Here is a 14,538-nt window from a genome sequence, read left to right as displayed (position 1 = left end):
GCATCGCCGACAGCGCTCGGACACCGCCGGCCGCACCGGTCGCGTTTCGCTGTCGAGGCACCGGTCGATCACGAGGCCCCAAAGCAGTTAGTGGATGAGGAAGGCATATCACATGAGTGACGAAGTCCGGGTGTGGATCGAACACAACCTGTGCACCGGAGATGGTCTGTGCGTCCAGTACGCCCCCGACGTCTTCGAGTTCGACGACGCCGGGGTCGCCCATGTCAAGAGCGAACCAGCAGGCCCACTACTGACCGAAGAGGGGGCATCCGCAAACGTGCCGGACAGCCTTCGCCTCGACGTCATCGATGCTGCCGACGGATGCCCGGGGAACTGCATCCACGTCGCCCGGATCGCCGACGGTGTCGAGATCGCCGGCCCGTACGCCTAGCCAAGTTGCCCACGTGCACATACGCACGATTGAACGCCAGTTACAGGAAGTGTGGTTGCGATGACAGTCGTAGATGAGCTTCGGATGAATCGGCCCATCTGGTTCGAAGGTGACGTTCCGCCGGAGAAGGTGCCCGAGAAGTACCGCCTGGACCGGGCTTTCATTCCGAAAGCTCGCTACCTGGACGAGGAGTTCCTGAAGCTCGAACTCGACAAGATGTTCACCCACACATGGCAGATCGCCTGCCGCGTCGAAGAGCTGCGGGACGTCGGGTGCTTCGTCGAATACGAGATCGGCAAGTTCTCGGTCCTGCTCGTGCGTGAGTCGAAGACCGAGATCCGGGCGTACCACAACGCATGCCGCCACCGGGGAACCCGCCTGGCCCGGGGTCGCGGACGAGTCGGCTCGCTGATCTGTCCGTTCCACGGCTGGCGCTGGAACCTGGACGGCTCCATCCGACTGGTGCTCGACCGTGAGGAGTTCGTTCCCCGCTCCGATGACGACCTCGGCCTGGTCCGCGTTCGGGCCGAGCAGTGGGCGGGCTTCGTCTTCATCAACCTCGATCCCGAGGCCATGCCTCTGCTCGAGTACCTCGACCCCGTGGCGAGGATCTTCGCGCCGTTCCAGCTCGAGAATTTCCGGTACCGGTGGGGCAAGGGCATCATCGCACCGTGCAACTGGAAGACGGCGATGGACGCGTTCCTCGAGGCCTACCACGTGGCGGGAACCCACCCCCAGCTCTTCCGCCTCGACAAGTCCGATGACAAGCTCGCCTCGCTGAAGGAACTCGACAATCGGTCGTGGGCCCCGACGACCGTGTACGAGCGACATGCCCACTACTCGGCACTCGGCCCCAAGGCGTCGTCGTCGAGGAACGACGGTAAGGATCCGTCGAAGAAGACCGGCGACGGCAAATCCGACGAGCGCCTGAGCATCGCAGCCTCGATCCAGTACCTCCATGAGGATATGCGCGGTCTCGAGAACGAACGCAGCTGGCGTGTCGCGGAAACGCTGAAGACGGCCCAGCTGCCCGAAGGGATGACTGCGGGCAAGTACTTCCTCCAGCTCTACCGGGAGCTGTCGATCGAGGAAGGCTACGACTGGCCGGTGATCACCCCCGATCAGTGGTCCGAGGCAGGCAGCTCCTGGAACGTGTTCCCGAACAGCATCATCCTTCCGGGGCAGGGCTCGGCGTTCTGGTACCGGGCGCGGCCGATCGATGACGATCCCAACAAGTGCCTGTTCGAGATCTTCAGTCTCGACCAGATTCCGGTGGCCGACTATGACAAGAAGCGCGAGTTCGAACCGCAGTACTTCGACGACTACCGCGACGCCGACCTGGGGCAGGTCTTCTCCCAGGACTTCGCGAACATGAAGGACGTCACCGTCGGTATGCACTCCCCCAGTTTCGACGGCCACCGGCTGAGCGAAGAGCAGGAAATGACGATCTGGAACCACCACCGGGTCGCCGACAGGTTCATCTTTAACGACTGAAATGAATTTCGCATACGCAACTGCGTAACTGCGTACATCGTGCACCGCCACCCGATTGGAGTTGAGCATGGGGGTTCGTTCCCTGGGCTACATCAGACTGAACTCGTCTGATATCGACGCATGGAAACGGTTTGGAGAGGACTTCGTCGGCTTCATGCGCGTCGACGGCGCCGACCCGAGTTCCTTGTACTTCCGCATGGATCACTATCCCGCCCGACTGGTGGTAACCCCCGCCGAAGAGTCGTCTTGCACGGCGATCGGGTTCGAGGTGATGAACCGGCGAGAGCTGGACGAGCTGGTCCGCGCGATCAGTGCGGAGGGTATCGAGGTGTCCTCCGGGTCGAAGGAGGAATGCGCGGAACGCCGAGTGACCGGTTTCGCCCGATTCGCGGATCCCGGCGGCAACCAGGTCGAGCTGTTCTACGGGCCGGTGCTCGATCATGTGCCGGTGAACACTCCGCTGGTGTCGAAGTTCGTCACCGGAAACATGGGGCTCGGTCACGTGATCGTGACGGCTGAGGACGTCGAGAAGACGTTCGACTTCTACAACCGAATCCTTGGATTCGTCGAGCGGAACACCGCTGGACCGGTCTACTTCATGGGATGCAACCCGAGGCACCACAGCTTCGGTATCACGCCGAGGCCGGGCACCGCGGGCAAGGTCGTCCACATCATGGTCGAGGCAGAGACCCTCGACGACGTCGGCCTGGCTCTCGACCGCGCATACGACATGAACCTGCCGATGATGAACACCCTCGGCAAGCACACCAATGATCAGATGGTGTCGTTCTACGTCTACTCGCCGGACAACTACGCCTTCGAGTTCGGATGGGACGGATTGCAGGTCACCGAAGAGGAACCGACCTATGCGATCACCGAGGGCGCACTGTGGGGCCATCGATTCTCACCGCCTCCGCAATGACCGCTGTCGGCCCCCGCAACTGTGTTGTCGGGGGCCGATGACGTTCTGAGCGCGAGACACGCACTTCCAGCGATGACGTAGGCTACGTGCCTGGGTATGGGCTTGTGCATCACATCGCGAGCGTCCATGCTCGGATCGAGGGGATAGGAGTTCCTGGTAGATGCGACTTCCGGAGGGAAAAGAGCCGGCAGCAGTTGCACCCGAAAAGCTCGCCGTCCAAGTTGCTCGACGGATCGTAGACGAGATCACCGAACGACAGTGGCCGATCGGCGAAGTTCTCGGCTCGGAAACTGCGCTGCGTGAGCAATTCGGGGTGTCCCGGTCGATCCTGCGTGAAGCGATCCGGGTACTCGAGCATTCTCGGGTGGTGCAAATGCGGCAAGGACCGGGCGGCGGGCTTGTCGTCGGTACCCCTGATCCGACTCCGGCCATTCGCGGAGTTGTCATCTATCTCGAGTACGCCGGGGCGACTGTGGAACAGGTTGTGCATGCCCGTTTCGTCTTCGAACGAATGGCGATCGCGGCCGTCTCGGAATCGTTGACCGAGCGCGGAGTGCAAGAGCTCAGGTCGAGCGCATCCGGTGAGGACGGCCGTCTCCCGGAGGACTTCCACATAGCGTTGGGTCGTCTCTCCGGGAACCCGGTACTCGAGCTGTACATAGATATCCTGGTCAGCTTGACGGCGGCATACACCCATCGCGCACGGGGGATCGCCGGAAACACCGAGGAAGAGGGTTGCGCGGCCGCCAGGCAACATCTGGCGATTGCCGAATCGATAGTGGCGGGCGCCAGCAGTCGAGCACAAAGCGACCTGGTTGCCCACCTCGACAGAGCTGCCACATGGTTGAGTGGCCTCGTCCACCCCCAGCCCGGAGAGAGTACGGCGATCGGGCCGATGGACCTGACTCCCGACGAATGGCCACGGGAGAGGAAGTTGGCTGGGTCCGTGGCCGGTCGCATTCGTGACGACATCGTCAGAGAAGGCAGGTACGTCGGCGAAGTCCTGGGGTCGGAAGCCGATTTCGTTTCACGATACGGGGTGAGCCGCTCGGTATTCCGCGAATCGATTCGAATTCTCGAGCACTACAGCGTGGCTCGTATGCGCCAAGGACCAGGGGGAGGGCTGGTCGTTCTCGAGCCCGATCCGACATCCAGCATCCGGACGATTGCCCTGTACCTGGACTTCCGCGGAGTGACGGTCGAGCACCTGCGCACAGTGCGCGAGGAAGTCGAATTAGGCTGCCTCACAGCCGCGATGAGGTCCGGGATGCTTGGAAAAGCGGAACTCCGGGAGGATCAACAGCGAGGCGATTCGAAGGCCGGCCGTTGCAGTGCCTGCCTCCGGGATCGAGTCGCAACACTGAGCGGTGACCCGGTGTTGATACTGTTCCGCTCCGTTCTGTCCACTCTCTGGGACGAGTACGGCAGCGGGCGTCGACCAAGCGATCCCTGCCGCTCGACAGATCAGGGACCGGCCGACCAAGCTGAGCTCGATGCGATCGTCGACGCCATGGTTGCCGGCGACGAAGGGCTCGCCCAGTTCCGAATGAGGCGACATCTCCGGGAACACCCAGGCTGGTGAACTCGGCGTTCAACCCCTATCTCATCCCAGCACCGCATTGAACCCAACCTCACCCGATCAGCGCCCACTCGGCCATTCCATCGAGCGGAATCGACGCGAGACGGGTCGATCGACCCGCAACTACGATGAAGCAATGACACTCGTATTCGGAAACCTTGTCGACGGTTTCGATTGGGTACCAATGGGTCTCGATCAACAGGCCAGCCCCAGCTACTTCTGGAACGAAGGCGGGCTCCTCAAGGACGCACCGGTCGACTTCGGCGCGACCTTCGAGGGGAACATGTTTGTCACCAGCAAGCCGATCGACAGGCCTCGTTTCAATCGCAATCCGCTGCGGGTGACTCCGGGATTCACGGTTCCGCGCCACCATCACAACATGGACGAGATGCTGTTCATGCTTGCGGGTGAGTACAACATCGAGCACTACGACAACGAGGAACCCGAAACGGTCACGGTGCGTCCCGGCGATATCTTCGTGAGCCGTGCCGGGACGGCGTACACGATGACCGCGGGAAGCGAAGGCGCAACATACATCGAGACGTGGCCGACGCCGGTGACGGAACTCGAGACCTACTGGCACAACTACGGCTGGGTCGCAGCCAAGGGGGAGAATCAGTGACCGCGACATTGCAGGAAATCACTCACGACAACACCAGCGGCACCCTCGAGACGAAGAAGGGCGTGCTCCACTATCACGAGGCGGGAGACGGCCCCCCTCTGCTTCTTCTGCACGGCTCCGGTCCCGGTGTCAGTGGGTGGAGCAACTACCAGGGCAACCTGCCGATCTTCGCGAAACATTTCCGCACTCTGATTCTCGACTTTCCGGGATTCGGCAAGAGCTACTCGTGTGACGACAACCCGATGCTGGCGGCCCTCCCGGCGGTACTCGACTTCCTCGAAGGTATGGAGCTCGGCGCGGTTCCGGTGGTCGGCAACTCCATGGGTGGCAGCATTGCAGCACGACTCGCTGCCGGCCATCCCGAACGTGTGAAGCGGCTGGTCACGATCGGCGGCGTCGGAACCCCGGTGTACAGCCCGGCACCGTCCGAGGGAATCAAGCTCCTGGTTCAGTTCGTCGAGGACCCCACGCGCGAACGCCTCGTGGCATGGATGGAATCCATGGTGTACGACACCGCCATCTTGACCGACGAGTTCGTCGAAAGCCGGTGGAAGGCAGCATCGGATCCCACAGCGCTGAGCGACGTCAGAAAGCTGTTCAATTCGGCAACTCTCGCCGGAATGCGTGGGCGGAACGGAGCAGCCGCTGTAAACCAGGTCGAGACCCTCACCAAGATCGAGGCGCCCACTCTGATCACCTTCGGGCGTGACGACCGAGTCACCCCACTCGACAGTTCCCTCATGCCGATGCGCCTGATCCCGAACTGCGAGCTGCACGTCTTCCACAACTGCGGCCATTGGGCGATGATCGAGCGCAAAGCCGAGTTCGAAAACATTGTGCTCGCATATCTTCTCCGCGACATCGAGTGCTGATTGTGCAGTTCTTTCGATGACGTACCCGGCGGTCTCACGGAGCTGGTGCGGCGTGGCATCAGCAGTTTCCGGTCGAGAGTGACTGGCACTCTAGGTATTTCCCTCGTGCAGCGAGGGTCCCCAAACTTCCAAGGCTTCGGCTGTCCCGACTAATTGGATGTGAATTCCCATGAACTCTCGCGAGTACCGCAAGTGGCGCCAAAGGCGTCGCGCCGCTCCGATCGGAGCCAACCGCAAACACAACCATCCAGACGCCGAGGCGGAGCGCCTCATCGAGTTCGCCAGCAAGTGGGCACCATTCGGGGGCGCTACCGAGGAGGAACTCCTCGTGCACTTCGGAATGACACTGCACCGGTTCATCGAGCGATTGTGGCAGGTCATCCCTGAATCGAACTGTGTCGAAAACGAGATACTCGTTCTAGCGAGCGCATACCCGCACCCCCGCCGAGTCGGCGGCCCAGTCGGCTGAGGGTCCGACAGGTCCCACTAGGGCCGCTGAGACAATCACCCGGACTTCTCGACGACCGATGACTCCCTTTCGCCGAACATACGCAAAACGAAGGCTCGTCCCGCTCGAACGAGATGTTCTTCTGACAAGCGGCGTGCTTTCTCTGGATCGCGGGCGGTGACAGCCGCGACGATATCGTCGTGCTCGCGCAACGCGCAGCTCGCCTGTTCGGGGATCATGTCGAAGTATGACGTGGGGATGAGGCGTCCGGTCTGCCGAAGCAGAATCAGCAATCTCGCTGAATTACTCGCCCGATTGATTGCTCGATGAAACAAGAAATTCGCTGTCCGTATATCCCCGCCCGCATCCGCTGCAGCCCGAACCTCGTCCGACAGGAGACGGATTTCCTTGTGCTGGTCGGGTGTTCCGCGTTCCGCAGCCCATGCTGCAGCTGTACCGGACAGGACCGCCATGAGGGCGAAGTTATCTTCGACATCGCGCGGGGTCAGGCCGACTACTGATACGCCAGTCCTTGGCGCTACCTCCACCAGGCCTTCGTGTACAAGCACCAAGCAGGCCTCGCGAACCGGAGTGCGGCTGGTTCCCAGTTCAGCAGCGGTCTCATCCAGATCGATCCGCATTCCCTTGGATAGCTTTCCGCTAATGATCTCGTCACGCAAAACTTCCGCGATACGGTCCCGGACCGTCGCGCCAAGCTTCGGATTTCGCCTAGTGCCGCCGCGGCCGCGGCCGCGAGAACTTTTATCGGACGTTTGCATCATCGAATCCACAGCGTCCCGAGCAGGCCGAACGCAGCATCTCCCGCCGCCCCCGTCGAGATACCGAAGGGGCGGACATTCGCACAACTCATGCCGTCATGATATATCAGAAACTTGCGGGTGTGCCGCTATACCTTCTTCTACTCCACGTCAAGGGGGGCTGGCCGCCGAGCGCGTCGGACCAGCCTCGAACCTGGCCCATCGCACCTGCTGGGCCCCTATTTCGTGATGTGCGACGGCCGTGGCTCGGCGTTGACCGACGCAGGTCGACCGGGCCGCCCCGCCGGCGCGAATCACCCTCAGCCCATGCTCGAGCAGGTCGCATACGATTCGCGCCGCCGGATCAGGACAGATCGAAGTCGTAGCGCTTCGCAAGTTCATGGAGAGTGAGAGAGAACGACGACGCACGGTGCTCGTCCAGTTCGTACACGAGGGATCGCACCGCGCCCAAGATATGCCGCGCCAGCTCTCCCTCTGCCCGGTCCGCGTCGCGCGCTAACCACGCGTCGAGAATTCGCTGATGACCCTCATTCGAATGCATGAGATGGTCGTCGACGTTCCAATACACGCGTCGGTACCTCGAATAGCGCTCCCAGTATCCACGAAGCCCGCTCTGGATAGGGTCGAGTACCACTTCATCGTTGAATCCGTAAAGAGCGTAGTGGAATTTGCGATTCGCTTCGGCGATGGCGTCGAATCTGGCCACTCCGTCGGAGGGCTGTTCCACGATCAGACGTCGAGCAATGTCCTGAATTGATCGCTCATCCGCGTCCGTATGGCTGACCGTCGCCACGCGGATGGCGAGCGGTTCGAGCAGGAGACGCATGGCGGAGATCTCCTGGACTTCGGCCGACGAGAACCTGCTTACCTCCACCCCGGACCGCGGGCGCATGTCGATCCACCCTTCGGACTCGAGCAGTCGGAAGGCTTCTCGCAGTGGGGTGCGACTTACCCCAAAGGCTTCGGCATATTCGTCCTGACGAATCCGCATACCGGGTTCCAACTTGCCGGTGATGATTTGCTCACGCAGAGAATCCGCGATCCGTGAGACGAGTGATCGTGCATCGAGGTGCATTGATGCCGCCATCGTCCCTCCATTCTGAATCCAATCGATTGGATGTGATGCTGCCAATATACCGTGGCGGCGGTGTACGTAAATGGATCGGCGAGTGTCCTGAGCATTTCCGCGAGGAGGGACCGGCGGTGCGGATGTGACACCGGTCCTTGCCGTCGCCACGACGACACCAGTACCTGGTTGCCATCACCTCGCGAAATAGGCTGGCGTTCAGTATCACTCCTCTTTGCGTTCGTTGCGTCCAATTCTTGCCCCGGTCCCCGCAACGGGATCAGCGCGACCCGCCCGCGCGCCGCACCGTGCCGAGCGCGAACACTGCAACAAGGATCGGTAACCCGACAGTGTGAAGGTCCTGCCGGATACCGCCATGGGTCAGGATCCGGTGGATGGATGAGGAGGCGTCGAGATTCCAAGATGATCGCGAAGCGTCGGGCCCTCATAGTCGCGGCGGAAGATGCCACGTTCCTGCAGGATCGGGACGACCATCCGCACGAACTCCTCGAATGCGCCCGGCAGGTGGGTGGCGGCGAGGACGAACCCGTCACAACCACCGCTCTCGAACCACTCCTGCATCTGGTCCGCGACACGTTCGGGGGTACCTACGAATCGGGGGCCCTGCAGCAATGTTGCACGGTGCGCCGCCAGGTCGCGGACGGTGACGTCACGGTCGAGGTGGCGCCGGACGCCCTGAGCCAACCCGCGGATTCCTCCGCTGGCCGCCATCATCTCGTCGGTCACCACATCGTCGAGGTCGTGCTGGGAGAAGTCGTAGTTCAGGGCCTCGGAGAGCAGGGCGAGCGAGGCGATCGGGTGCACGTAGGCGTCGAGGAACAGCCGTTCCTTCTCCTCTGCGATCATCTGTGTTTCGCCGACCACGGCGTAGGCCATGGGCAGCAACTTGACGTCATCGGGATTGCGGCCTGATGCGGCGATCTGCTCCTTTTGCTCCCGGTAGTGCTGCTGCGCTACGGGCAGACCGGGGTCAGCGGTGAAGATCATGTCGGCCCATTCGGAGGCGAACTCCCGGCCACGACCGGACGAGCCGGCCTGTAGCAGCGCGGGGCGGCCTTGTGGGGTGCGCGGCACGGTGAGCGGACCGCGCACCTTGAACCACTTGCCCTCGTGGTTGATCTCGTGGACCTTGTCCGGATCGGCGAATTCGCCGCTCTCCCGATCCAGCACCATCGCGTCGGGTTCCCACGAGTTCCACAGTGCGACGACCGCCTCGAGAAACTCTTGAGCTCTGTCGTACCGCTCGTCGTGATCGAGGTGGTTCTCCAAGCTGAAGTTCTGCGCCTCCGAGTCGTTCACCGACGTGACGATGTTCCACGCGGCCCGGCCGCCCGACAGGTGATCCAGCGTGGCGAACGTGCGGGCGACGTGGAACGGTTCGTAATAGGTAGTGGAGTACGTCGCACCGACGCCGATTCGGCTCGTGGCGCCGATGATCCCACCAAGGACCGCAGTGAGGTCGAGCTTGATCGGACGCGCGCCGTGGCGGACGGCACCGGCAACCGAATCGCCGTACACACCGGGCATGGCGAGGCGATCGTCGAAAAAGACCAAGTCGAACTTGCCCTCTTCCAAGGTGCGAGCGATGTGCTGGTAGTACTCCATCGTCAGGAAGGAGTGTTGGGCCGAGGGGTAGCGCCACGAGCCCGAGTACACGGTCACGTTGCCGGCCTGCATGAAGCCGACGAGGGTCATCTGGCGGGTCATAGGTTTCTCCTGTTCTGCCCGGCGAGACCGAGCAGTTCGGCCCTGTGGGCAATGGTGGCGGCGTGGCGCAGGTGGGCGGCATCGACGAGCATTCCGTCGAGCGCAGAAGCTCCCTTGCCCAGACTCTCGGCGTCGCGGTAGGCGGCAACCACCCGCTCGGCGTGCGCGATCTCCTCCGGCGTGGGAGCGAAGGCGTCGTTGGCGATCTCTACCTGGCTGGGGTGGATGGCCCACTTTCCCGTGTACCCCATAGCCCCCGCCCGGTCGCACGCCGTGCGGTAGGCATCGGGATTCTTGTAGTTCGGGAACGGCGCATCGATGGCATCGATTCCCGCGCTGCGTGCAGCGACAATGACCCGGGACCGGGCGTAGTGCCACATGTCGCCGGGGAAGTCGACCACCGGGTCGAAGTTCGTATCGACGCGCGCGCCCTGCGATGCCGAGAAGTCGCCCGCGCCAAAGATGATCGCTTCCAGCCGGTCGCTGGCGTGAGCGATCTCATCGACATTCTGCAGGCCCTCGGTCTCTTCGATCAGTACCTCGAGCGCGATCCTCTTCTCCAGGCCAATGGTCTCCTCGAGTTGGGTGAGCAGGGTGTCGACCCACCACACGTCCCGCGCACGGCGGACCTTGGGCACGATGATCACGTCGAGCGAGTCGCGAGCAATGGTGACGACCTCGATGACGTCGTCGTACGCCCACCTCGTGTCGATCCCGTTCATTCTGATCGCGCGGGCCGTATGTCCCCAATCGAGGTCGCGTAACGCGACAGCGGCTTTGCCCCGTGCCTTCTCCCGCTCGGCGGGTGCACAAGCGTCCTCCAGGTCGAGGAACACGAGGTCGGCGCCCGAAGCCGCCGATTTCGCGAACATCCAGTCGTTGCTGGCAGGCGTGGCCAGTTCGGAGCGGCGCGGCCGCATTGCCCGTGGTTCTGTCATGTCAGATGGCGCCCTTCTCGTTTGCTTTCGGCGGTGCTCTTCATCTAGACCAGCCGCTGCCGTAGGGAGGCTGCGAAGTTGCTTCAGTCATCTGTCTCTCTAGTTTCTGTAGGAAGGTGTCAGCCAGACGGTGGGCAACGAATCCGGCCTTGATTGCCGACGTGAGGAGTGGCCCCGGTGCCCCTGAAGATGGGGTTCACAGCGGTTTCTGCTCGCTGAGGGCAACTGCTTGCTTCACCGGACGTTTTGGATACAATCGAATATATTCGAGTCTGCCGCGTCACGTCAACCATGAAGCGTGAGCCACGGCATGACACGGCGGTATCCCTACTCTCGATTCCGTACGACAGGAGCAACCTGTGACTACCCGCTCACGTCCCCGACGGTCAGCCCTCTACGTTCCCGGGGACAATCCACGGGTCCTCGACAAAGCCAAGAAACTTCCGGCTGACGTGCTCATATTCGATCTCGAAGACGCCGTAGGCCCCGAGGCCAAGGCATCAGCACGGAAACGTGTATGCGAGCTGATCGACTCCGGCGCCTACCACCCCAGAGAACTCGTCGTCCGTATCAACGGCCTGGGCACGGACTGGCATGGCGATGACCTCCGCGCGGTTGCGTCATCACGTGCCCACGGCATTCTCATCCCCAAAGTGAATTCAGCTGCGGAAGTTCGTCTACTCGTGGAGGCACTCGACGCCGCCGGAGCGACAGAACACCTGCAACTCTGGGTAATGGTGGAGACGCCGGCCGCGTTCCTGCACGCCGAGGAGATCGCAGCTGCCAGCGAGCAACTCGAGGTGCTCGTGATCGGCACCAATGATCTGATCAACGACATCCACGCACTGCACTTGCCAGGGCGTTCCCCAATCATGGCCGCCCTGTCTCTGTCGGTGCTGGCGGCGAAGTCTGCGGGTAAAACCATCCTCGACGGGGTCTTCAACAGCATCGAAGACGACGCAGGATTCGCGAACGAGGCACGCCAGGGCCGAGCGATGGGCTTCGACGGAAAGACGGTCATTCATCCGTCTCAGCTCGCACCAGCCAACGCAGCTTTTGCACCGAGCCGGCCTGAAGTCGACCACGCACGAGCGATCATCACCGCCTACGACAAGGCCCGTGAGGCGGGTGAGAGCGTCTTGGTCGTTGACGGTCGCATGGTCGAGGGTCTGCACGTTCGCGATGCCCATCGCATTCTCCGACTACACGAACTCGCCACCGAGATCGACTGCGCCACCCCATCGAGCGTCTGACCGACCCGCTCTGTACCAGGAACCTGGCCATCACCGATCGATCGCATGCCGTGAGGGAGAACTGTGTCATCAACTGAATCAATCGTGCACGCCACACCCGAGAGTCACCGGCGGCGGGAAGGCCCATACTTTGACGACCTCGCGATCGGGCAACGTGTCACGTCGCCCGGACTGACGTTGACTACGGGACTTGCGGCCACCCACCAAGCGATACTCGGTGACCGGGTGCCGCTCGCCCTCGACGCGCACCTCGCCGGCAGAGTGACCGGAGCAAGAGGACAGATAGCCAACCCCGCCCTCGTGTGGGACGTCGCAATCGGACAGTCGACGCACTTCAGTCAACGCGCCAAGGCAAATCTGTTCTATCGCGGGCTGGCCCTGCACAGACTGCCCGAAATTGGCGACACCCTCTACACAGAGACCGAGGTCATTGCACTTCGTGAAAACAAGCGCCGTGCAGACCGTCATCCCACCGGGATGATGGCGCTACGCATCAAGACAGTCGATCAGGAAAACCGTGTTGTTCTCGACTTTTCACGCTGCGCGATGATCCCGATGAGTGCAGGACACATCACGACCAACCACCAAGATGATTTGTCAGCCATCACTTCGGGCCTGGATCGTCAGGTGCTGCGAGACCTGACCGCAGACTGGCGCCTGTCGCTCCTCCCGGCGACTACACCGGTGTCGGTCCGTGATCAATGGACAATGAATTACGGAGACGTCGTCACCTCCGCCCCGGAGCTGGCGCGCTTGACTCTCAATCTCGCGTCCGTCCACCACGACTACCGTGCCGCGGGGTCTCAGCGACTGGTCTACGGTGGCCACACGATCGGTCTGGCCTCGGCTCAGTTGTCGAAAACACTGCCTGGTTTGGCCGCCATCGTTGGATGGCAGAGCTGCGATCACCTTGCTCCGGTCTACGAAAACGACACAGTTTTCAGCACAATCGAGGTCGAGGACGTCGAACCACTCGGCGATGTCGGTCGCTTGGTGGACCTGCGTTCGGTCGTACACAAGGTACAGCCTGATGGGAACGCGGCAGTGGACGTTCTCGACTGGCGCGTCGTGGGAGTGATGACATGACCACAGGCGTCCTCGCCGGAATGCGCATCGTCGAAGGTTCGGCCTTCGTAGCCGCACCTCTCGGTGGTATGACATTGGCGCAGATGGGTGCGGACGTCATCCGATTCGACCAAATCGGTGGCGGCTTGGACTACCACCGCTGGCCGATCACCGAGGGTGGCCATAGCCTGTTCTGGGCCGGTCTCAACAAAGGCAAGCGGTCAATCCAGATCGATCTACGCTCAGACGCAGGCCGCGAGCTCGTCAAGGCACTCGTCACTGCGCCTGGCGATAACGGCGGGATCTTCCTGACAAACTTCCCAGCCCGCGGCTGGCTCGACTATGACCGACTCCGCGCAGAGCGCGCCGACCTGATCATGGTGGTATTGACCGGCAACTGCGACGGCAGCAGCGAAGTGGACTACACCGTCAATCCCGCCACAGGATTCCCGTCCGTCACGGGCGCCAAAGACTACGATGCCCCCGTCAACAGTGTCTTACCCGCTTGGGACATCGCGCTCGGCACTCTCTCGGCGGTCGGCCTGCTCGCAGGGGAACGTCATCGCACGCGCACAGGCGAAGGCCAACTCATCAATGCCTCACTCTCCGATGTCGCCTTCGCCATGGTCGGCAATCTCGGCCGGCTCGGGCAAGCCGCACTAGGTGGAAACAGCGGTACAGACAAGGACGGCAATTACCTGTACGGCGCGTTCGGAGCACCGTTCCGCACAGCCGACGGACGCTATCTGATGGTTGTCGGGCTTACCCGCCGACAGTGGTCAGCCTTGCGCGATGCCACCGGACTCACGGATCGCTGCGATGAAATCGAGCGCGAGTGCGGTGTCGACCTCGAAACGGAGACGGGTCGCTATGTCGCTCGCGAACGAATCGCCGAATGCCTCCGGCCGTGGTTCGCGCGGCGAACACTGCCCGAGGTCGCCAGGATCCTGGACCGGCGACAGGTGGCCTGGGGGCCCTATCAAACCTTCACCGAACTCCTCGACGATCGTCGTTTGTCGTCGGCGAATTCGATGTTTTCTCCGGTCGAGCACCCCGGCGTCGGAACGTACCCGATGCCGGCCTCTCCGCTCCACTTCGCCGAATCGGGACGGCTCGCTGCACGGCGTGCGCCCCAACTGGGCGAGCACACGGACGAAATCCTTACCGACATACTCGGTTTGGACGACCATGAGATCGGAAAACTCCACGATCGCGGCGTCGTCGCAGGGCTGACGACGTGATCTCCGAGAGCACGGGATGTGCCCTTCTCTGATCTCCGATCGAATTCAATAGCGTCAACAACGTTGACTGACCACGTTACAGACGGTGCGCGTCAAGTCGTTCCAGACCAACCGACCGGCACTCGGGCACCGTTCGCATG

Annotated in this window: 13 protein-coding genes; 9 read left to right on the top strand and 4 right to left on the bottom strand. The window is 62.2% G+C overall.

Features of this window, described 5'->3' with window-relative positions; genetic code table 11:
* Positions 1–112: 112 nt before the first annotated feature.
* The 6 genes from CJ177_RS11910 (at position 113) to CJ177_RS11885 (ending at position 5,880) form a co-directional block, all read left to right on the top strand.
* A complete protein-coding gene (locus CJ177_RS11910) occupies positions 113–391 on the top strand; it encodes a ferredoxin (protein ID WP_095867821.1) in 279 nt (92 codons plus the stop codon).
* Positions 392–475: 84 nt separating this feature from the next.
* Positions 476–1,885, top strand: a complete 1,410-nt coding sequence (locus CJ177_RS11905) for an SRPBCC family protein (protein WP_061696792.1) — start codon at positions 476–478, stop codon at positions 1,883–1,885.
* Between the two features lie 67 nt (positions 1,886–1,952).
* Positions 1,953–2,807 (top strand): VOC family protein, encoded by an 855-nt coding sequence (locus tag CJ177_RS11900; protein ID WP_061045581.1) that lies wholly within the window; start codon positions 1,953–1,955, stop codon positions 2,805–2,807.
* 160 nt (positions 2,808–2,967) lie between these two features.
* Entirely contained in the window at positions 2,968–4,389 is a 1,422-nt protein-coding gene (locus CJ177_RS11895; protein WP_095867820.1) for a FadR/GntR family transcriptional regulator, read from the top strand.
* 133 nt (positions 4,390–4,522) lie between these two features.
* Complete coding sequence (locus CJ177_RS11890) at positions 4,523–5,008, top strand: cupin domain-containing protein (protein WP_061045584.1); 486 nt, start codon at positions 4,523–4,525, stop codon at positions 5,006–5,008.
* Complete coding sequence (locus CJ177_RS11885) at positions 5,005–5,880, top strand: alpha/beta fold hydrolase (RefSeq protein ID WP_231913740.1); 876 nt, start codon at positions 5,005–5,007, stop codon at positions 5,878–5,880. The genes CJ177_RS11890 and CJ177_RS11885 overlap by 4 nt, the downstream gene beginning before the upstream one ends.
* Before the next feature lie 504 nt (positions 5,881–6,384).
* Here the strand turns inward: CJ177_RS11885 and CJ177_RS11875 are convergent.
* From CJ177_RS11875 to CJ177_RS11860, 4 genes are all read right to left on the bottom strand, one after another.
* Positions 6,385–7,107, bottom strand: a complete 723-nt coding sequence (locus CJ177_RS11875) for a GntR family transcriptional regulator (RefSeq protein ID WP_095868208.1) — start codon at positions 7,105–7,107, stop codon at positions 6,385–6,387.
* Positions 7,108–7,450: 343 nt separating this feature from the next.
* Positions 7,451–8,194, bottom strand: a complete 744-nt coding sequence (locus CJ177_RS11870) for a GntR family transcriptional regulator (protein ID WP_082764906.1) — start codon at positions 8,192–8,194, stop codon at positions 7,451–7,453.
* Positions 8,195–8,554: 360 nt separating this feature from the next.
* Positions 8,555–9,901 carry an LLM class flavin-dependent oxidoreductase gene (locus CJ177_RS11865; protein WP_197436372.1) on the bottom strand — a complete coding sequence of 449 codons (1,347 nt, stop codon included), beginning with the start codon at positions 9,899–9,901 and terminating at the stop codon, positions 8,555–8,557.
* Positions 9,898–10,839: a CoA ester lyase gene (locus CJ177_RS11860; RefSeq protein WP_082764907.1), complete on the bottom strand. Its 942-nt coding sequence runs from the start codon at positions 10,837–10,839 to the stop codon at positions 9,898–9,900. The genes CJ177_RS11865 and CJ177_RS11860 overlap by 4 nt, the downstream gene beginning before the upstream one ends.
* Before the next feature lie 359 nt (positions 10,840–11,198).
* On the opposite strand from CJ177_RS11860, the gene CJ177_RS11855 reads away from it, so the two are divergent.
* The 3 genes from CJ177_RS11855 to CJ177_RS11845 all read left to right on the top strand — a co-directional run bounded on the left by CJ177_RS11855 (position 11,199) and on the right by CJ177_RS11845 (position 14,398).
* Entirely contained in the window at positions 11,199–12,092 is an 894-nt protein-coding gene (locus tag CJ177_RS11855) for a CoA ester lyase (RefSeq protein ID WP_061045588.1), read from the top strand.
* 225 nt (positions 12,093–12,317) lie between these two features.
* Positions 12,318–13,178, top strand: coding sequence for an acyl dehydratase (locus CJ177_RS11850; RefSeq protein WP_306453390.1), 861 nt, complete (start codon positions 12,318–12,320; stop codon positions 13,176–13,178).
* Entirely contained in the window at positions 13,175–14,398 is a 1,224-nt protein-coding gene (locus CJ177_RS11845; protein WP_095867817.1) for a CoA transferase, read from the top strand. Before CJ177_RS11850 ends, CJ177_RS11845 begins: the two co-directional genes overlap by 4 nt.
* Positions 14,399–14,538: the final 140 nt, after the last annotated feature.

This window comes from Rhodococcus sp. ACPA1 (genome assembly GCF_002300195.1).
Lineage (GTDB): Bacteria > Actinomycetota > Actinomycetes > Mycobacteriales > Mycobacteriaceae > Rhodococcus_F > Rhodococcus_F opacus.
The sequence above is the reverse complement of the archived record's forward strand: the minus strand, read 5'-3'. Positions and strand labels throughout refer to the sequence as shown.